The organism is Microbacterium sp. KU4F (assembly GCF_056868075.1).
In genome coordinates, this window is the sequence record NZ_CP200324.1 from 2,339,840 (window position 1) to 2,357,967 (window position 18,128).

Consider the following 18,128-nt stretch of genomic DNA (forward strand, 5'->3'; position numbering starts at 1 on the left):
AGTGGGAACCTTCATCCAACTCGTCATCGACGGGCTGTCCGTCGGATCGGTCTATGCCGCGCTCGCGCTGGCGATCGTGCTCGTCAACCAGGCGACCGGTCTGATCAACTTCGCCCAGGGCGGGATGGCGGTGCTCTCCGCCTACCTCGCCTGGTGGTTCACCGGAATGGGGGTCCCGCTGATCCTCGCGATCCTGCTCTCCGTGGGTGTCTCGTTCCTGTTCGGCGCCGTCGTCGAGCGGTACCTGATGCGTCGCTTCGAGGGCGGCGATCCCGACACCGCCGTCGTGGTGACGATCGGCCTGCTGACGCTCATCACCGGCGTCTGCGGCTGGCTCTTCACCTACAACAACCAGCAGTTCCCCTCGCTCTTCCCCCTCGACACGATCTCGGTGCTGGGGGCGTCGGTGAGTGTGCGATCCATCGGGACAACGGTGGTCATCCTCGCCATCATGATCCTGCTGCAGGCGCTGTTCGCGGGCACGAAGCTGGGGCTGGCGCTGCGGGCCGTGGCCGTGAACCCGCAGTCCGCGGCCTTCTCCGGCCTGCCGGTGAGCCGTCTGCTGATGGTCGGATGGGGGCTGGCGGCGGGTCTTGGCGCGGTGGCCGGCGCGCTCGTCGCCCCGCAGCTCACCCTCACCCCCGGGATGATGGACAACGCCCTCGTCTACGCGCTCGCCGCCGTCATCCTCGGCGGACTCTCCAGCCCCGTCGGCGTGGTCGCGGCGGCATGGATCATCGGCGTCCTGGAGAACCTCGCCGCCGTGTACGTGCCCTTCATCGGCTACGACCTGAAGGTCGCGGTGCCGTTCGTGCTCATCTTCGTCGTGCTGCTCGTGCGACCACAGGGCCTGTTCGGCCGCAGAACGGTGGTGCGTGTCTGATGGCTTCCTCCGCGTCCCTCTTCTCGCGTCGGTGGGCACGCGTCGTCGCCGTGCTCGCGGTGATCGCGTTGCTCCTGCTCCTTCCGCTCATGCTGCCCGAGTTCGCGAACCAGACGATCGCCCGCATCGGCGTCTTCGCCGTCGCCGTCCTGGGTCTGAACGTCGTCATGGGCTACACCGGGCAGGTCTCGCTCGGGCAGATCTTCTTCGTCGGGCTGGGCGCCTATGTCACCGCGTACGGCGTGCAGAACGACTGGAACATCGCCCTCGTCTTCGTGCTCAGCATCCTCATCCCCGGTGTCGTGGGGCTGGTCATCGCGCTCGCAGCGGCGCGGCTGGGCGGCCTCGCCATCGCGATGGTGACGATCGCGCTGCCGATCGTCGGCGTCCCGCTGGCCAAGCGGCTGTCGGATCTGACCGGCGGCTCGCAGGGCGTGTCGGCGCGCTTCACGGATGCGCCGGAGTGGACCGGTCTGTACGACGACCAGTGGCAGCTGTACCTCGTGATCATCATCGGCGGGATCGCGTTCCTGCTCACCCGCAACCTCGTCCGGGGCAAGTACGGCCGCGCCTTCGCGATCGTGAAGGACAACGAGGCGGTCGCCGCGGCGATGGGCGTCTCGCCGTATCGGTACAAGGTGCTCGCCTTCACCGTCGCGTCCCTCATCGGCGGCGTCAGCGGCTTCCTCTACATGGTCGTCGTGCAGTACACCTCGCCCGAGACCATGAGCTTCGGGCACTCCATCCAGCTGCTCGCGGCGATGGTCATCGGCGGTGCCGGCAGCATCATCGGATCGCTGCTGGGCGGTGCGTACTACGTGCTCGCACCGCAGCTGACGAACCTCGTCGACCCGAACCTCACGGCCGTGCTCCAGGGTGCGCTGCTGCTTCTCGTGCTCTTCGTCCTGCCGGGAGGACTCGCATCCCTCCCCGCCCGACTGAGACGGATGCGGCGGCGCCCCGACAGTGGACCGAGCCACCCATCGTCCGGCGACCTTCCCGCGTCGCCGAGCACCGAGGGAACCACCACAGAGAGGCAGAATCACCCATGAATCTGAGGAAGAGGAGCGTGCTGGGCATCGTCGCCCTGACGTCCGCTCTCGCACTGACCGTCGTCGGATGTTCGCGCGGCGGGGAGGCTCGGACGCTTCCGGCGGCGCCGCGGCCGCGAGCCCTGGCATCACCGACACGTCGATCAGCCTGGGCATCACGACGCCGCTCAGCGGCGGGACGGCGGGCCCCGGAACCTGCACGGTCGCCGGCGTCACGGCGTACTTCGGGGCGAAGAACGCCGAGGGCGGCGTGAAGTTCGGCGACGGCAAGACCCGCAAGGTCGACATCAAGGCGCTCGACGACGCGTACGACCCGCAGAAGGCCAAGGCCAACTACGACCAGCTGAAAGACAGTGTCTTCGCGATGACGGCGGGACTCGGCACGCCGACCAACCGCGCCTACCGCGAGGCGGCCATCGCCGACGAGGTGCCGCAGGTGCTCGTCATGACGGGTGACCCGATCTTCAGCGAGACGAACGAGAGCCCCTGGCAGCTCGGCTTCGTGCCGATCTACCAGAACGAGGGAGAGGCCTTCGGTAAGCTCCTGGCCGCATCCGGCGAGAACCACAAGGTCGCCGTGCTCTACCAGAACGACGACTACGGCGAGGGCTACCTCGAGGGCTTCAAGAACGCGGTCGAGGGCGCGAGCAACATCGAGATCGTGAAGGAGCTCACTTACGAGGCGACCGACACGGCCGTCGATGCGCAGCTGACGGAGCTCGCGAGCTCGGGTGCCGACGTGTTCTTCAACGCGATGTCGATCACCCCGCTCGTGATCTCGTCGCTGCAGAAGGCGCAGCAGCTCGGATGGAGCCCCAGCTGGTTCCTGCCGTCGAACACGTCGAGCCCGACCGCCATCCTGCAGCCCGGCAACGCCGGTGCGTTCCCTGGCGTGTACTCGGTGTCGTTCTCGAAGGCGCCCGCGAGCCCCGCGTTCGCCGACGACGAGGACGTGCAGACGTTCCTGACCGACCTGAAGCAGTACGCGGACTACCAGGACATGCCCGCCTTCCCGCACTGCATGTGGAGCTTCATGGTGGGGGCGACCCTCGAGCAGGCCTTCGAGAAGATGACCGAGCCGACGCGCGAGAACTTCATGGAGGCGCTGCGCTCGATCAGCGACTTCCAGGCGCCGTTGATGCTCGACGGCACCGCCGTCGACACCACCGTGGACGGTCAGCCGGCCGTGTCGTCGGTGGTCGTGCAGAAGTACAACGGACAGGGGTACACCACGGTCGAGTCCTTCGGCTGACCCGCATCGTGGCCTGCGGGGCCCGGGCGGCGTGTCTGCCCGGGCCCTGTTCGTGAGCGGGGGAGAGAGGCCGCGTGCTACTCGAGTGTGCGGAGCACCGCGACGATGCCCTCGAGATGTGCACGGGTCGCGGCCTCCGCGGCATCCGGGTCCCTCGCGATCACGGCGTCGATGATCGCGATGTGCTCGGGCCCCGACTGCGTCGCGCGGCCCGGCTGGAAGGCGAGGCGGAACTGATGCCGTGCGGACTGCGCGCGCAGCCGCTCGAGCAGCTGCGTGGCGGTGGCATGGCCGCTCAGATCGCGGATGCGCCGATCGAGATCCTGGTTGAGCCGTGAGTACTCGAACAGGTCGCCACGGGTGATCGTGTCCTCGATCGCCGCGCGCAGCGCGCGCAGCTCCGCGACGTCGTCGGTGGTGGCGTTCTCGGCCGCCTTCCGCGCGCACAGCGACTCTAGGCCGATCCGCACCTCGACGATCTCCACCGCCTCCTCGACCGTGATCGCCCGTACCCGGGCGCCGCGGTTCGGAAGGCGTTCGACGAGTCCCTCGTTCGCGAGGTTCAGCAGTGCCGTGCGCACGGCCGCGCGGGTGGCGCCGAACCGCTCCGAGAGGTCGGCCTCGATCAGCCGCTGATGTGGGGCGAACTCACCCGCCAGCAGCGCGTCGCGGATGCGCAGGGTCAGGTCTGCGGACGCGGCGCCGGTCTCAGCGGCGGGCAGAGCGGTCATCGCGGGTCCTCTCCGGCGCGGTGTCGGTCCCGGCCATTCGAGACATTGTCGCCGATTCTCGCGCCGATTCGAAGGCCGGCTCGCGGTGCCTGCGCCCCGACCTGTCCGTGCCCGGCACCATTCTGGAAGGCGCCGCAGGGCGAAGGAGGAGCGTCCCGGGGCGCGGGACGTGGGTGCGGAGTATGCGGGCGTGACTCGTAGCATCGAGATCATACTCAGAGACGAGGCGACGATGACAGACACTTTCCGCGTGGCGCTCACCCGCGACTTCCGCGACGATGACGGTTCGATCGGCTGGGGCGATGTGGGGATGGCCGAGCTGGAGGCGGAACCCGGGATCGAGTGGGAGTTTCTGCCGGTGAACGAGACTCCGCTCTCGCCGGGAGCGCTGGCTGGATTCGACGGCGTGATGGTTCTCGGCAACGCCGTCGATGCGGGCTCGCTCGTGGGAGCCGACCGGCTCAAGGTGCTGGCCCGGTTCGGGGTCGGCTACGACACGATCGACATCGACGCTTGCACGGCCGCAGGCGTCCCGGTCACGACGACTCCCGACGGGACACGCCAGCCGATGGCTCTTGCCGCTGTGACGCTGCTGTTCGCCGTCGCACACAACGTCCGTCAGAAGGACCGCATCGTTCGCGAGCGCCGCAACTGGGAGGAGCGTTACCAGTACAACGGCCTGGGGCTTCCCGGGAAGACGCTCGGCATCATCGGGTTCGGCAACATCGGACGCGAAGTGCAGCGCCTCCTCGGCCCGCTGGAGATGCGGCTCCTCGCCTACGACCCGTACCTTCCGGCCGAACGAGCGGCCGAGCTGGGTGCCGAGCTGGTCCCTCTCGAGCGGGTCATGGCCGAGTCGGACGCGATCGTCGTCACCGCTGCGCTCACACCGGAAACCCGTCATCTCGTGAACGCGGAACGAATCGGCATGATGAAGCCGGGAGCCGTGCTGGTCAACGTCGCCCGAGGTCCGCTCGTCGACCAAGCCGCGCTCGCGCGCGCGCTGCAGGCGGGCGCGATCCGCGGTGCGGGGCTGGACGTGCTCGAGAAGGAGCCGGTCGACGACGACGACCCGATCCTGGAGTGCGACAATGTGCTCCTATCCCCACATGCGACCGGCTGGACCGATCTGCTCGCCTACGGCAACGGATCCGGATGCATCCGCTCGCTGCTCGAGGTCAAGCGGGGCTACCGTCCCTCCCATCTGGTGATCAACCCCGCGGCGTTCGACCACGTGCGGTGGGCAGGGGTTCCCGAGGCCCCGGCGGCGCGCTGATGGCGCGGCGCAAGAGCCTCCGGGCACGTCTGCAGGCGAAAGAGGTCATCGTCGGGACGTTCGTCATCGCGTTCCCCGGCGTCGCCGTGGCGCGTATCGCCGCCGGCGCCGGCGCCGACTTCGTCCTGATCGACGGTGAGCACACCGGATTCGGCTGGGAGACCATGACCCCCGTGCTCGCGGCCGTCCGCGACGCGGGGTCCACGCCCTTCGTCCGCATTCCCGCGGCATCGCGCGAGAACATCGCGCTCGCTCTCGACATCGGCGCGACCGGGCTCATGATCCCGATGGTGAGCACGGCAGAACAGGCCGCGCAGATCGCTTCGTGGGCACGGTACCCGCCGCTCGGGGTGCGAGGGGCCATGTTCGGGCTCGCCGCCCACGACTTCTCCGTGGTCGACCCTCACGCGGCGATCAAGAAGTCCAACGACGAGACGATCGTGATGGTCCAGATCGAGACGGCGGAGGGACTTGAGAACGTCGAGGAGATCGCAGCCGTGCGCGGGGTCGACATCCTGTGGGTCGGTCATTGGGATCTGTCGATCAGCATGGGAATCCCGGCCCAGTTCGACGACCCTCGCTTCCAGGCGGCCTTGCGCCGCATCGTCGCGGCGGGCGAGGCGAATGGCAAGGTCGTCGGATTCCTCACCTCCGGCGCCGGGCACGCCCGGCAGCTGGTCGACGACGGCTTCCGCATGCTCGCGTTCGGCAGCGACATCGCTCTCTACCGCGAGGGAATCGTCGGCGGACTCGCCGGCGTGCGTGCCGCGCTGGAATGAGACGGACCGTCAGGTCTCGACGACGCGGGCGCGCAGGAGATCGACCGTGTCCTGGTCCAATCCACCCCGGCGGAGAACCGCGACGACGCCGCCGTGCTCGGCGCGGAGCCGGGACAGCATGGCCGTCATCGCTTCACGGTCGGCACCGAGCAGCGGGCTGATGCGGGTCGATCCCTCCGCGATCGCGCGGAAGTAGGCGTCGGACTCGCCCATCAGGTGACCGATGGACGCGCTCACTCTTGCCATGATTCGTGGTACGACCGCTGCCGATGCCGCGTAGTCGTCCGCGATGTGCTCGTCGTCGGCGCCGAGCACCGACAGCACCGCGCCGGCGAAGACGCCGGTCCGGTCCTTGCCGGCCGCGCAGTGGAAGAGTGCGCCGCCCGTGGTCTCGGCCAGAAGGCGGATGCCGGTGGCGATGGTCCCGGCTTCTGCGACCAGTGTGGCCGCATAGTAGCCGCCGACGACCTCGGGAGTCGCCGAGTCCTCTCGGAGGTGCCGGAGGAACTCGTCCGGTTCTGCGCCGCCCCGCAGCAGCGAGAGGCGATGGTAGGCGATGTCGTATCTGCCCAGCGGCCCTCGTCCGGTGTGCTCGGCCTCGTCGTCCGAGCGGAGGTCGACGATCGTGCGGACACCCGAGGCCCACAGCTCATGCGCCTGTTCCTCCGGAACCGTGGAGACGTCATCGCTCCGGAAGAGCCGACCCGCACGAATGACGCCTCCGTCCACCGGGATCCCGCCTAGGTCGCGGAGATTGTTGAGAGGGCTTGTGGGTGGGGGCATCGTGGTCATGGCGCCACCTTCTGCGCGTCGGAACGCGCGATGCGCGTGTCGAGGAGGAAATCGAACTCCGCTGGGTCGACGGGGAGGTCGACCCAACCGCGTCGTTGGTCGGACAGTGCTGCTGCGGCAAGCAGCTCCACCGTCGGGCGGGCATCTTCGAGCGACACCGCGGGGGCGACATCGCTCGCCCACGCCGAGGCGAAGTCGTCGTACACCGCGCGGTGGCTCCCACCGCCCGCGCCGACAACCGTCTGCCAGCGACCCGCAGGGAACGGATCGAAGTGGCCCCCTGCTGCGCGGGCGAATGTGTCGAAGTCCTCGTCCGCGTCGCGTCGCTCGAGGCCGGCTGCGGTCAGACGCAGCGCGGCCGCGGAGCCGTAGATCTCGAGGCTGTTGCCCTCCAGCGCGACCGCGCTGGTGATGTGCACCGCAGCGCTGGACCCCTCCGCCCACTCGATGAGAAGGTCGGCCGTGTCCTCGGCCTCGATCGGGTGCACGAGCGTGCGCATCGAGGCGAGGACACGCCTCGGTCTGCCGAGAAAGTGAACCAGGAGATCGAGGTCGTGGAGCCCCTGATTCAGCGCCACCCCGCCGCCTTCGCCGCGCCAGGTACCGCGCCATGGGCTGTCGGTGTAGTACCGAGACCGCTTGGGATAGGACGCCGTCAGGACTGCGCGGTGGATGCGGCCCAGCTCACCTGCCCGGATCGCGCGCAACGCTTCTCCGACGTCGTCGCGGAGCCGATGCTGTTGTACGACGGCGACGGTGAGTCCCGCGCCGCGCGCCTGCGCGATCAGCGCGTCGATCTCGCTCAGTCGGGCGGCGACCGGCTTCTCGACCAGGACGGAACGTCCTGCTCGGATACACCGGGCGATCAGCTCCGCGTGGAGTGGATGGGGGGCGCAGATGATCGCGGCATCCGCGTCGACCGCGAGGAGCGCATCCACGTCGGGCGCTACCGGCCAGCCGTGCGCGGACGCGAGCTCGCGTACGCGCACGGCGTCCGTGTCGTATACGCCGACCACCTCGACTCCGGCGGCGGTGAGGGCGGGCAGGTGCGCGGCCCGGAAGATGTGGGCCCCGGCTGCGATGACGACGGCGCGGATGCTCACTTCGCCTCCGCGGGGGTGACGATGTCGCCGAGCGCGGCGAAGTGGCCGCGTCCCACCTCGATCAGCTCACGATCCACGGTGCGCCACGATTCGTCGTCGGTCTCCTCCTCGACCCCGTTGCGCTCGGACTCGTCGATCACCGGAACGGCGGCCAGCAGACGACGCGTGTAGGGATGCGCGGGCATCTGGTAGATCGCGTCGGCGTCCCCAATCTCCACGATCCGCCCTCGATACATGACGGCGATGCGATCGCTCATGACCTTGACGACGGCGAGGTCATGCGACACGAAGACGAGGGACACGTCGCCCCGCTCGCGGATGTCCTGCAGCACGTTGAGGACCCGTGCCTGCACCGACACGTCGAGGGATGCCACCGGCTCGTCGCACACGATCAGCTCGGGGCCGAGCGCCAACGCCCGCGCGATCGAGATCCGCTGGCACTGTCCGCCGGAGAACTCGTGGGGGCGGCGGCCCTTCACGACGTCCATCGTCATGCCCACCTGCCGGAGGGCCGCTTCCACGCGTCGCCGACGCTCCGCGCGCGGGACGGACTGGATATCGAGGCCCTCCCCGACGATGTCGGTCACCTTGCGGCGAGGATTGAACGCCGACAGTGGATCCTGGAAGATCATCTGCACGTTGCGTCGCATCGCGCGGATGGCCGGACGGGACAACCGGGCCATGTCCTCGCCATGAAATCGGACGATCCCGCGCTGTCCGGGAGGAAGCTGGAGAATCGCTCGTCCCGTCGTCGTCTTGCCGCATCCGGACTCGCCCACGAGGCCGAGAGTCTCGCCCGGAAGCACGTCGAAGCTGACTCCCCGCACCGCGTGCACCCGCCCCGTCGCGGTCTTGAAGGAGCAGTGCAGGTCTTCGACGGTGAGCAGGGCACCGTCGCGGAACCACGCGGGTCGGGGCGTCGTCGTGGTGGCGATGGTCATCGTTCTTCCTCTCCGTCGGCCGTCGCGAGCGGCTCGAAGACGGTGCCTTCCGACACGTGCGGGTCGCCGCCCTCGCCGACACCCGCCTGCTGTCGTGCGCTGAGCACGCCCACGGCGGAGATCTCGGCTCCGGGCTCCGGCATCGGAGCGGGCACGACCTCTCCCGGGGGAGCGATGGCGTCGTCGATGCCCTCCGATGCCGTCATCCAGCGCCTCATGTCGCGCACGTCGGCATCCGCGGGCGACAGCACTGGGTCGAAGACGCTCGGCGCGCTCCCTCCCAGTGCGGGCAGCCGGGTATGTGCGGGCATGTCCAGGCGAGGGATCGCAAGACTCAGCGCGCGCGTGTACGGATGCATGGGGGCGCGGAACAGCTCGCCGGTCGACCGGCGGTCGACCACTCGGCCCCCGTACATCACGACGACGTCGTCCGTTCGGCCGGCGACGACGCTGAGGTCGTGCGAGACGAGGATCATCGCCATTCCGCGTTCCTCCTGGAGCCGCTGAAGGAGATCCAGGATTCCCTTCTGGATGGTGACGTCGAGCGCCGTCGTTGCCTCGTCCGCGATGAGCAACTCGGGGGCGCAGGTGAGCGCCATGGCGATCATGACCCGCTGACGCATGCCGCCGGAGAACTGGTGGGGGTGGTCTCGCAGACGTTCCGCGGCGCGGGGGATGCCGACTTGGTCGAGAAGCTGGATCGCGAGCTGACGCGCTGTCGCTTTCGGCATCTTCTGGTGGAATCGCACTGCCTCGGTCATCTGCGACTCGATGGTGCGCACGGGGTTGAGCGAGGTCATCGGATTCTGGAAGACGACGCCGACGCGGCGGCCGAGCATTTTCCGGCGCGCCTCCGCGTCCATTGAGGTGAGGTCGTGGCCGTCGAAGGTGATCCGCCCCCCGACCTCGGCCCCGCTGGGCGTGAGCCCGAGCACCGCGCGCAGGGCCATCGACTTCCCCGAGCCGGACTCTCCGACGATGCCGAGCGTCTGCCCTCGTTCCACCCGCAGCGACACGCCCCTCAGGATGTGCGCGGTGCCCTGGGGCGTCTCGAGATCGAGCGTCAGGTTCTCGACGTCGACCACGGCTGCGTCGCCGGTCGGAGTTGTCGTCGGCGCGGTCATAGCTTTGCCTCTCTGACGTCAGTGCGGCTGGACAGGTAGTCGCCGACGGTGTTGAAGGAGAGCACCGTGAAGAACAGCGTGACGACGGGCCCGGCGATCACCCAGGGGAACTGGCGCATGATGTCGGCTCCCGCTGCGATCATGCCGCCCCAGCTCGGGGTGGGGGCGGCGATGCCGTAGCCGAGGAAGCTGAGCGAGCCTTCGACCACGATCATGATCGCCATCGCCATCGGGATGATCGATCCGAGGACCGGAACGAGGTTGGGCAGGATCTCTCGCACCATGATCCGCAGGTCCCCCGCCCCGAGGGCGCGGGCTGCGAGGACGTACTCGCGGTTCGCGTTCGCGATCACCGCCCCTTTCGTGACGCGGATGAACAGGTCCGCGATCACCACTCCGAGCGCGATGGTGATGCCGGGCAGGGAGGCGCCGATCGCGGAGACCAGCGCGAGGAGCAGGAGCAGCGGCGGAAGCGCCGAGAGGATGTTGGCGATGACGTTCGCGAACGTCTCGGCGAATCGCCGGTAGTAGCCGCCCAGGGTTCCGACCACCAGTCCGATCACCAGGCCGATGAGAGTCGACAGGATCGCGATCGTCAGCGACACGCGTGCGCCGTAGATGATGCGCGACAGGTTGCTGCGACCGATCCCGTCCGTCCCGAGGATGCCGCCCAGCCCCAGATCGAGCGAAGGCGCCTGGGCGAGCTTGCCGATCTTCTCGTCGAAGGCGGGAAGTCCGGGTATGAGGTCCGCGAACAGGGCGCAGAGGACGAGCAGGGTGAGCCAGCCGACGGCGAGCCACAGCGCGACGGGACTCACGTGTCGTGCCCGATGCACGCGGATGCGGGGGATCAGGGGCAGGGAGGTGCCGAACCTGCGCGGTCTGAGAACCGCGTTGAACCCTTGGGTCTTCGGGCCTGGGTCCGTGGTGGTCTGGTGGTTCATCGAACACTCACTCTCGGGTCGATCCAGGCGTAGGCCAGGTCCACCACGATGAAGATCAGGACGTACGCGACGACGCAGAAGGTCACGATTCCCTGGATCATGGGCAGGTCCTTGATCGAGACGGCGTTGACGGCTTCGGCGCCGATGCCGGGGACGGCGAAGAAGAACTCGGTGATGACCGCTCCTCCGAGCAGTCTTCCAAGCGACAGTCCCATCACCGTCACGAGTGAGCTCAGTGACGGGCGCAGGGCGTGCCGTGCAACGATGCGGCCGCGGGGGAGTCCCTTCGCGCGGGCGACGAGGATGTAGTCCTCGCGCAAGGTCCCCGTCAGGTCCGAGCGGATGACCCGGTAGAAGAACGCGCCCTCGTAGAGCGCGAGGGACAGCGCTGGAAGAAATGCGTAGCGGAGGTTCTCCGCCAGTCCCTCCGTCGGGGGCGACCAGCCGGTCGCCGGGAACGCCCGCAGCCAGACGACGAACACGAGCGAGAGCATCACAACGGCGACGAAAGAGGGGATGCTGAGCAGCGCCGACGACACCAGGTTCAGCGCGCGGTCCAGAAGCCGTCCCGCACGCAGCGCGGCGATCATCGCCAGCGGCAGGGCGACGGCCAACGCCAGCACGAGCGCGAGGATCGCGATCTCACCGGTGACGGCCAGGCGCCTGAGCAGCACGTCGGTGACGGGCTCGTGGGTGAACAGCGTGGACCCGAAGTCGCCGTGCAGAGCGTTTCCTGCCCATTCGAGGTAGCGGATCCAGAACGGGCGGTCGAAGCCGAGCTGCTGGTTGATGGCGTCGACCTGGTCCTGTGTCGCGGAGTCCCCGAGGATCGCCTGTCCCGGCGATCCCGGCATGAGGTCCGTGAGCGCCGATGCTCCGATCGTGACCACGATCAGCACGGGTACTCCGTAGAGAAGGCGGGACCCCACGGCCCGCAGCGTCGCTCTCATCAGGGTTGGCTCGATTCGTTCGTCTCGGCGAGGGAGGGCGCCCGGGTTCGTCTCCTGGGCGCCCTCCGACGGATCTACTTCTTCGCGTACCCGAGCCGGTCGGTGTACAGGGCACCGCGGCCCATGGACTGGAATCCGACGACGTCGGCCGTGTGGAAGAAGGAGCGGTAGTCGATACCGAAGACGACGATCGGGACGTCCTCGACGTAGATCTTCTGCACCTTCTGCAGCGCTTCTTTCCGCGCGTCGTCGGTCTTGGCCGCCTGTGCTTCCGCCAGGGCCGACATCATGGCGGGATCGGTGAAGTTGGCGAAGTTGTCGAGGCCCCCTGCGCCGAACAGGCTCGCCATGCCCACCTGAGGACTGTTCAGGTCGAAGACGCCGGGGTAGAACGTCATGTCGAAAGCGTCCTTGTCATAGGCCTGAGAGCGCCAGTCCGCGATCGGCACCTGCGTGATGTTCACCTTCACGCCGTTCAGCTTCTGCAGCGTGAGCTGCATGAGCTCGGCGGAGCGGACGAGCTCGGGGATCGCTGCGATGAGCAGGTTGATCGTGAAGTTCTTGCCTCCGGACGTCACCTCGTCGACGAGTTTCTGCGCCTTCGCCGTGTCCGTGGTGGGGAGGCTGAGCGAAGAGTCGTGGTAGGGCGAGTTCGTGGGGAACAGCGCGCTGCTGCCTTCCGCGCTCGGGTCCTGGGTCAGTGTCTGCACGAGCTCGGTCGGATCGATCGCGAGCGAGACGGCCTGCCTCGCCCGCACATCGCTGAACAGCTCGCTGGTCGTGTTGAACACGAAGTGGCGGATTCCGCCCGAGGCTACCGAGAACACTGCGGTGCTCTTGTCGTCGGCGTTCGAGATCCACTGGAACGGGTAGCCGTTCATGATCTGAGCGTCCCCGGCCGCGACGGTCGAGACGCGTTGCGCGGGATCGGCCACCATCGAGAAGGTGAGGCTGTCGAGATAGGGCTCACCCGAGACGTAGTAGTTCGGGTTCTTTGTGAAGGTCTCTCCGACGGAGGTGTCCCACTTCTGGAGGATGAACGGCCCGGCCCCGATCGGCTTGGTCATCGGCGTGCCTGCGGCCGGCAGCGCGCTCGGTGCGGCGATGAACGGGATGGCGTTCGCGACCTCGACGTCCAGCCCGGGGTCGGCGGTCTTCGGCGTCAGCGTCAGCGTCGTGGCGTCCACGACCGTCGTGCTGAACAGACTCGCGACGCTCTGTGCTCCGAGCTTGTTGGCCGGGTCGGCGAAGTGGTCGAAGTTGGCCTTGACGGCGGATGCGTCGTAGGCCTCGCCGTTGCTGAATGTCAGGCCCGGCTTCAGCTTCAGCGTCCAGGTCTTTCCGTTGTCGGTGGTGGCCATGCTGTCCGCGAACCCGTAGTCCATGGCGCCGTCGGAGTTGACACTCAGCAGCGCTCCGTAAGCCGCGTAGAGCCGGTCCCACTGCACGCCCGGATAGGAGCCCGTGGAGGCGCCGGGATCCCAGGTCGTCATGCTGGAGGCGACGAGGATCGTGAGGTCACCGCCGGCGGCGGGCTTCTCGACCGGCGCCGAGGTCGTGGGGGCCGGCGCTCCGCCCCCGCTGCAAGAGGTGAGCGCGAGTGCGGCCACCGCGATCGCTGCGCACGCCGCGATCGTTACTCGAGACATCTTCATTGACGTTTCTTCTCCTTCTTGGGCAGCACGCCATTGCGCTGCGTCTTATCACGCCGAGCGGGTCTCGCCAGGTTCTCCGTGGACCGGGCGCCAGAGATGGCCGTCACGGCCTTCGCCCTCGAGCTGTGTCGCGAAGCCGATGCCCTCGAACGTCTCGGTCGGATCGAGGACCCCGTGCTCTTCGCCCATGCCAGCAGCGAGGACGGCGCCGGGGCGCACCTCGTAGTCCTGCCCGCGGTAGCGCAGCGTGAAGTGGCCGCGGAAGACGAACCAGTACTCATCGCCGTCGTGGTAGTGGTAGTCGCAGGGACGTCCGGGACCGAACGTGAAGATCGCGGTTCGGATGGCTTCTTTCCAGTGGCCGGCGATCCGCGCGATCTCCACCTGCCCGCGGTGCCCCTCGGGGCCCGGGCTCAGGTTATTGCGGACGATGGCGCCGCTCGGGGGAACGTCGATCCACTGCATCTTCTTCAACGTCACCCGAGCGTTCTCGGTCTCGACGACGGCCTCGCCCGAGACGACGACGAGACGTTCCTTCGGCGTGGTCGGGATCACGCGTCGTGCGGCGGCGATGTCGTGAGTCGTGTGGAGGCTAGCCTCGGGCTCGGTCACCGGATCCGGCCATGAGGTTGCGGGGGGTTCCTCCTCCTGGGCGACGCGGTCGGCGTTTCCCAGTGTGAAGAACTCGACGTCGTCGACGTCGACCCAGGCGTGCGTTGCGGGTCGGTTCTTCAGTTCGTTGCGATCGGCGTACAGCGGCACCGGCAGCCTCCTTGATGCAGGGCCCCGCGACAGGTCGGGGACGAGGTGAGCATAGGTTCACAACGACGACTACGTCAATCATATTGTTGACAATTGTGTGAGCATATCTGCGCCTGGCGAGTATGATTCGGCCATGCCGCGCAACGTTCGTCCCAACCGTCAGGACATCGACTCCAAGGACGCGGTCGTCCGGTTGGCCGAAGCACTGAGGGAGGACCTGCGCCTGGGGCGCTACCACCCGCGTGAGCGACTGGTGGAGAGCGACCTCGTGGCCCGCTACGGGACGACTCGCTCTGCGGCGCGCGGCGCTCTCACCGCGCTCGCGGCCGAAGGATTCGTCGAGCGCATTCCCCATCGCGGGGCGAGTGTACGTGCGCTGACGGTGACCGAGGGGATCGAGTTCGCCGAGGTGCGCCGCGAGCTCGAGGCGCTCTGCGCGCGCGATGCGGCGATACGCGCGGACGGAGCGCAGAAGGTGGCGATCCTCGGAACGGTCGATGAGATGCACCGCGCGGCGGGCTGGAACGACGTTCACGCGTATCGGCGCGCCAGCGTCGCTTTCCACCGCGCCGTCGTGGACGCCTCCGGGCATTCGATCGCGGCGCGTCAGCTCGCCAACATCCGCGTGCACAATCTCCAACGGCACTTTCCTGCTGCATTCGAGGGGGCGCCGCTCGTGGAGTCCGAGGACGACCATGCCGAGATCGCGGCAGCCATCTCGGCCGGGGACGGCGGGGCGGCGGAGGCTGCGATGAGGGTGCACCTGAGCCATGTCGTCGGTCTCCTCGAGAGCTTCCGCGACCGGCAGACCTGAGCATCGAAACATGCGCAAAGTTGTCAACAATCTAGTTGACAATAAGGTGTGGCTCGTCCTAACGTGAGGGCGTCGGCCCGGTCGGGGCGACGCCCGAGCCGTGAACGATGGAGTTCGTCGATGTCCGACGCGATGCCCCCCAGAGGTGCCGAGGTGGCGGTGCTCGCCACGCTCGACACGAAAGGGGCCGAAGCCCGTTACGTCATCGAACGCCTCCGTGCCCGTTCCGTGCACGCGCGGCTGGTGGACATGTCATTGCGCGGGAGCTCACCGGCCGATGCCGACGTGACTCGCCGCGACCTCGCCGAGCGCGGCGCGATCGACGCCGACGGCGAGGACCGGACCGGCGCGATGGCCACGACGGCGGACGCTGCACGACGCGTGCTCGAGGACATGCGAGCCGCGGGCAGGCTGGCAGGAGTGATCGGCATCGGGGGCGGCACCGGGGGATGGATGGCGCAGCGCGCCGTGGAGTCCCTTCCGTTCGGCGTCCCCAGACTGATCGTCACGACCGTGGTGAAGCCGTCCGGCGAGCACGACGTGCTCTATCTCCCCAGCGTCGTCGACGTCGCAGGACTCAACGACCTGCTGCGTCCGGTGCTGCGAAACGCCGCAGACGCGATGGTGGGGATGGCTACCGGCACCCGCGACGCCGTCACCTCATCGCGGCCGCTGATCGCGATGACGATGTTCGGGGTGACCACGGCCGGCGGCGACATCGCACGGCGCGTCCTGGAAGAGGCCGGCTACGACGTCGTCGTCTTCCACGCAACGGGCGCCGGCGGCCGCACGATGGAGCGGCTGATCGACGAAGGTCACGTCGCGGGCGTCCTGGACTGGACGACGACGGAGCTCGTTCAGAACATCGCCGGTGGTCTGTGCGACGCAGGCCCCGACCGTCTCACGGCGGCCGCCCGCCGCGGCGTGCCGTGCGTCGTCGTCCCCGGCGCAGTGGATGTCATCAACGTGTTTCCGCCCGTACCCGAGTCGTTCGCCGGGCGAGCGGTCCACTGGCATCTCCCCACGGTGCCGCTCGTGCGCTCCACGGCTGCCGAGAACGCTGCGGTGGGGCGCCGCGTTGGCGAGAGCCTGGGCCGTTCCCTCGGGCCCGCGGCCGTGCTCGTGCCGAGGGGCGGGTTCTCCTCCCTCGATCTCGCGGGCGGCGACTTCGAAGACGAGGACGCGGATTGCGCGTTCGAGGCGGCCGTACGAGAGGCTGCGCCAGAGTCGCTGCCCGTCGTCACCAGCTCGCTGCACATCAACGACGAGGCGTTCGCGCGAGTGGCGGCCCAGACGCTCCTGGGCCTGATCGAGGCGGCGCCGCGAATCGACGGGAAGGAATGATCATGGCTCGATTCACGAGGTCGCAGATCCTCGAACGACTGCGTGCTCAGCTCGCCGACGGCAGGCCGATCGTCGGGGCGGGAAGCAGCTCCGGACTCATCGCCAAGTCTGCGGCCGCGGGCGGCGCCGACCTCATCATCGTCTACAACACGGGACGCACCCGTCTGATGGGACTCGCCACCAATCACCTGCTCAACCATGCGAACCCGACGACGCTCGGGATGTACTCCGAGATCGCGAACGCCGTGAAGGACCACCCGATCATCGGCGGCGCGGAGGCGCAGGATCCCACGTACTGGCAGGACGTCGACCGTCTCGTCGACGACTACCAGGCTGCGGGGTACGACGGCCTGATCAACTTCCCCACCTCCTTCGCCCAGCCCGATCGCAACGACGTCGGGCTGGGGCTGCACCTCGACTTCGAAATGGTCGCGCGTGCGCGAGAGCGCGACTTCTTCACGATCTGCTACGGGTACACGGCGGCACAGACGCAGGGTCTCGCCGCCGCCGGCGCCGACGTCATCGTCCCCCACGCAGGCTGGACCACGGGTGGGCTCGCCGGCGCAGGCAAGTCCGCGATGACGTTGGAAGAGAGTTGCCGTCACGTGCAGACGCTCATTGAGCTGGCGCGCAAAGAGAACCCGGACATCATCTGTCTCGCCCACGGCGGGCCCCTTTCGAGCCCCGAGGACCTCCAGTACCTCTATGACACGACCGATGCCCAGGGATTCCTCGGCGCATCGAGCGCCGAGCGCATCCCGGTCGAGCGTGCGGTGATCGAGACCCTGCGGGAGTTCAAGTCCCGTTCCCCTCGAGCCACCGCCTGAAAGGAACCACCATGAACATCGAATCCGTTCCCGAACGGGTGTTCAGCCGCGCCGACATCGTCGGACGCCTGCGAGCGACCCTCGCGGCGGGCCAGCCGCTTGTCGGCGTGGCCGCCGGTGTGGGCATCGTCGCCAAGTGCGCGGATATCGGCGGTGCCGATCTGATCTTCGTCCACGCGAACAGCCGCTCTCGCAATCTCGGGGTTCCGACATCCATCTACATCGGCAACCCGATCGATATGACGCTGGACATGTACCCGGAGATCGACAACGTCGTCGACCGCACACCGGTCATCGCGGGCATCGATGCGACAGACGGCCAGCGCCGGCGCCTCGCGCATGTGGTTGACGACTACGTGTCGCGCGGGATCAACGGCATCACCAACTTCCCGACGGCTCTGGCCTACACCGGCAACTGGGGGCGCGCGCGCAACGACGTCGGCATGGGATCCGACCGCGAGCTGGAGCTCATCGCCCTCGCCCGGTCGCGCGACCTCTTCTCCGTCGGACAGGCGTACGACGTGACCTTCGCGGGCGAGCTCGCCGCCGCCGGCGCCGATCTCATCGTCGCTCGCTGCGGGCTCACACAGGGCGGGACGGTCGGTCCGTCCCCGGATGCGGAGAGCAGCCTGTCCGCCGAGCGCGCGATCGAGCACATCCAGCACGTCATCGAGACGGCTCGTGCTGCCAACCCGGATGTCTTCGTGATCGCCCACGGCGGTCCGATCGCGCGTCCGAGCGACACGGACGCGCTCTACCGGAGCACCGACGTCCAGGGGATTCTTGCGGAGTCCGCCATCGAACGGATCCCGGTCGAGGAATACGTCACCGCAGAGATCGCCAGCTTCAAGAGTCCCGTGCTGCGCACCGCAGCCGAGCACGCCTGATCGGAGTACCAG

Annotated in this window: 18 protein-coding genes; 9 read left to right on the plus strand and 9 right to left on the minus strand. The window is 68.2% G+C overall.

What is annotated here, in order from left to right:
* Window position 1 precedes the first annotated feature (1 nt).
* From AC1VNH_RS11965 to AC1VNH_RS11975, 3 genes are all read left to right on the plus strand, one after another.
* Window positions 2-883 (plus strand): branched-chain amino acid ABC transporter permease, encoded by an 882-nt coding sequence (locus tag AC1VNH_RS11965; RefSeq protein ID WP_137418708.1) that lies wholly within the window; start codon window positions 2-4, stop codon window positions 881-883.
* Window positions 883-1,935 carry a branched-chain amino acid ABC transporter permease gene (locus AC1VNH_RS11970; RefSeq protein WP_483111596.1) on the plus strand — a complete coding sequence of 351 codons (1,053 nt, stop codon included), beginning with the start codon at window positions 883-885 and terminating at the stop codon, window positions 1,933-1,935. The genes AC1VNH_RS11965 and AC1VNH_RS11970 overlap by 1 nt, the downstream gene beginning before the upstream one ends.
* Window positions 1,936-2,002: 67 nt before the next feature.
* Complete coding sequence (locus AC1VNH_RS11975; RefSeq protein ID WP_483111597.1) at window positions 2,003-3,187, plus strand: ABC transporter substrate-binding protein; 1,185 nt, start codon at window positions 2,003-2,005, stop codon at window positions 3,185-3,187.
* Between the two features lie 77 nt (window positions 3,188-3,264).
* Here AC1VNH_RS11975 and AC1VNH_RS11980 read toward each other — a convergent pair whose 3' ends face one another.
* Complete coding sequence (locus AC1VNH_RS11980) at window positions 3,265-3,918, minus strand: GntR family transcriptional regulator (protein ID WP_483111598.1); 654 nt, start codon at window positions 3,916-3,918, stop codon at window positions 3,265-3,267.
* 232 nt (window positions 3,919-4,150) lie between these two features.
* Between AC1VNH_RS11980 and AC1VNH_RS11985 the strand changes: the two genes are divergently transcribed.
* Together AC1VNH_RS11985 and AC1VNH_RS11990 are read left to right on the plus strand one after the other, a co-directional pair.
* Entirely contained in the window at window positions 4,151-5,194 is a 1,044-nt protein-coding gene (locus tag AC1VNH_RS11985) for an NAD(P)-dependent oxidoreductase (RefSeq protein WP_483111600.1), read from the plus strand.
* Window positions 5,194-5,973, plus strand: a complete 780-nt coding sequence (locus AC1VNH_RS11990) for an HpcH/HpaI aldolase family protein (RefSeq protein ID WP_483111601.1) — start codon at window positions 5,194-5,196, stop codon at window positions 5,971-5,973. Before AC1VNH_RS11985 ends, AC1VNH_RS11990 begins: the two co-directional genes overlap by 1 nt.
* A 9-nt stretch (window positions 5,974-5,982) precedes the next feature.
* Here the strand turns inward: AC1VNH_RS11990 and AC1VNH_RS11995 are convergent, their stop codons facing one another.
* The 8 genes from AC1VNH_RS11995 to AC1VNH_RS12030 all read right to left on the minus strand — a co-directional run bounded on the left by AC1VNH_RS11995 (window position 5,983) and on the right by AC1VNH_RS12030 (window position 14,244).
* Window positions 5,983-6,765 (minus strand): tyrosine-protein phosphatase, encoded by a 783-nt coding sequence (locus AC1VNH_RS11995; RefSeq protein ID WP_483111602.1) that lies wholly within the window; start codon window positions 6,763-6,765, stop codon window positions 5,983-5,985.
* Window positions 6,762-7,868: a Gfo/Idh/MocA family protein gene (locus AC1VNH_RS12000; RefSeq protein ID WP_483111603.1), complete on the minus strand. Its 1,107-nt coding sequence runs from the start codon at window positions 7,866-7,868 to the stop codon at window positions 6,762-6,764. Before AC1VNH_RS12000 ends, AC1VNH_RS11995 begins: the two co-directional genes overlap by 4 nt.
* Entirely contained in the window at window positions 7,865-8,809 is a 945-nt protein-coding gene (locus tag AC1VNH_RS12005) for an ATP-binding cassette domain-containing protein (protein ID WP_483111605.1), read from the minus strand. The genes AC1VNH_RS12000 and AC1VNH_RS12005 overlap by 4 nt, the downstream gene beginning before the upstream one ends.
* Window positions 8,806-9,933 carry an ABC transporter ATP-binding protein gene (locus AC1VNH_RS12010; RefSeq protein ID WP_483111607.1) on the minus strand — a complete coding sequence of 376 codons (1,128 nt, stop codon included), beginning with the start codon at window positions 9,931-9,933 and terminating at the stop codon, window positions 8,806-8,808. Before AC1VNH_RS12010 ends, AC1VNH_RS12005 begins: the two co-directional genes overlap by 4 nt.
* Window positions 9,930-10,751 carry an ABC transporter permease gene (locus AC1VNH_RS12015; protein ID WP_483111608.1) on the minus strand — a complete coding sequence of 274 codons (822 nt, stop codon included), beginning with the start codon at window positions 10,749-10,751 and terminating at the stop codon, window positions 9,930-9,932. Before AC1VNH_RS12015 ends, AC1VNH_RS12010 begins: the two co-directional genes overlap by 4 nt.
* A 122-nt stretch (window positions 10,752-10,873) precedes the next feature.
* Window positions 10,874-11,776, minus strand: a complete 903-nt coding sequence (locus tag AC1VNH_RS12020) for an ABC transporter permease (protein WP_483111609.1) — start codon at window positions 11,774-11,776, stop codon at window positions 10,874-10,876.
* 125 nt (window positions 11,777-11,901) lie between these two features.
* The gene (locus AC1VNH_RS12025) at window positions 11,902-13,482 is read right to left on the minus strand and encodes an ABC transporter substrate-binding protein (RefSeq protein WP_483111610.1); all 1,581 of its coding nucleotides are present in this window, start codon (window positions 13,480-13,482) and stop codon (window positions 11,902-11,904) included.
* Window positions 13,483-13,530: 48 nt separating this feature from the next.
* Window positions 13,531-14,244 (minus strand): cupin domain-containing protein, encoded by a 714-nt coding sequence (locus AC1VNH_RS12030; protein WP_483111611.1) that lies wholly within the window; start codon window positions 14,242-14,244, stop codon window positions 13,531-13,533.
* A gap of 133 nt (window positions 14,245-14,377) precedes the next feature.
* Here AC1VNH_RS12030 and AC1VNH_RS12035 point away from each other — a divergent pair, with 133 nt between their 5' ends.
* The 4 genes from AC1VNH_RS12035 to AC1VNH_RS12050 all read left to right on the plus strand — a co-directional run bounded on the left by AC1VNH_RS12035 (window position 14,378) and on the right by AC1VNH_RS12050 (window position 18,116).
* A complete protein-coding gene (locus AC1VNH_RS12035) occupies window positions 14,378-15,058 on the plus strand; it encodes a GntR family transcriptional regulator (RefSeq protein WP_483111612.1) in 681 nt (226 codons plus the stop codon).
* 153 nt (window positions 15,059-15,211) lie between these two features.
* Complete coding sequence (locus AC1VNH_RS12040) at window positions 15,212-16,402, plus strand: Tm-1-like ATP-binding domain-containing protein (RefSeq protein ID WP_483111614.1); 1,191 nt, start codon at window positions 15,212-15,214, stop codon at window positions 16,400-16,402.
* A 2-nt stretch (window positions 16,403-16,404) separates the two neighbouring features.
* A complete protein-coding gene (locus tag AC1VNH_RS12045; RefSeq protein WP_483111615.1) occupies window positions 16,405-17,229 on the plus strand; it encodes a phosphoenolpyruvate hydrolase family protein in 825 nt (274 codons plus the stop codon).
* Between the two features lie 11 nt (window positions 17,230-17,240).
* Window positions 17,241-18,116: a phosphoenolpyruvate hydrolase family protein gene (locus tag AC1VNH_RS12050; RefSeq protein ID WP_483111616.1), complete on the plus strand. Its 876-nt coding sequence runs from the start codon at window positions 17,241-17,243 to the stop codon at window positions 18,114-18,116.
* Window positions 18,117-18,128: the final 12 nt, after the last annotated feature.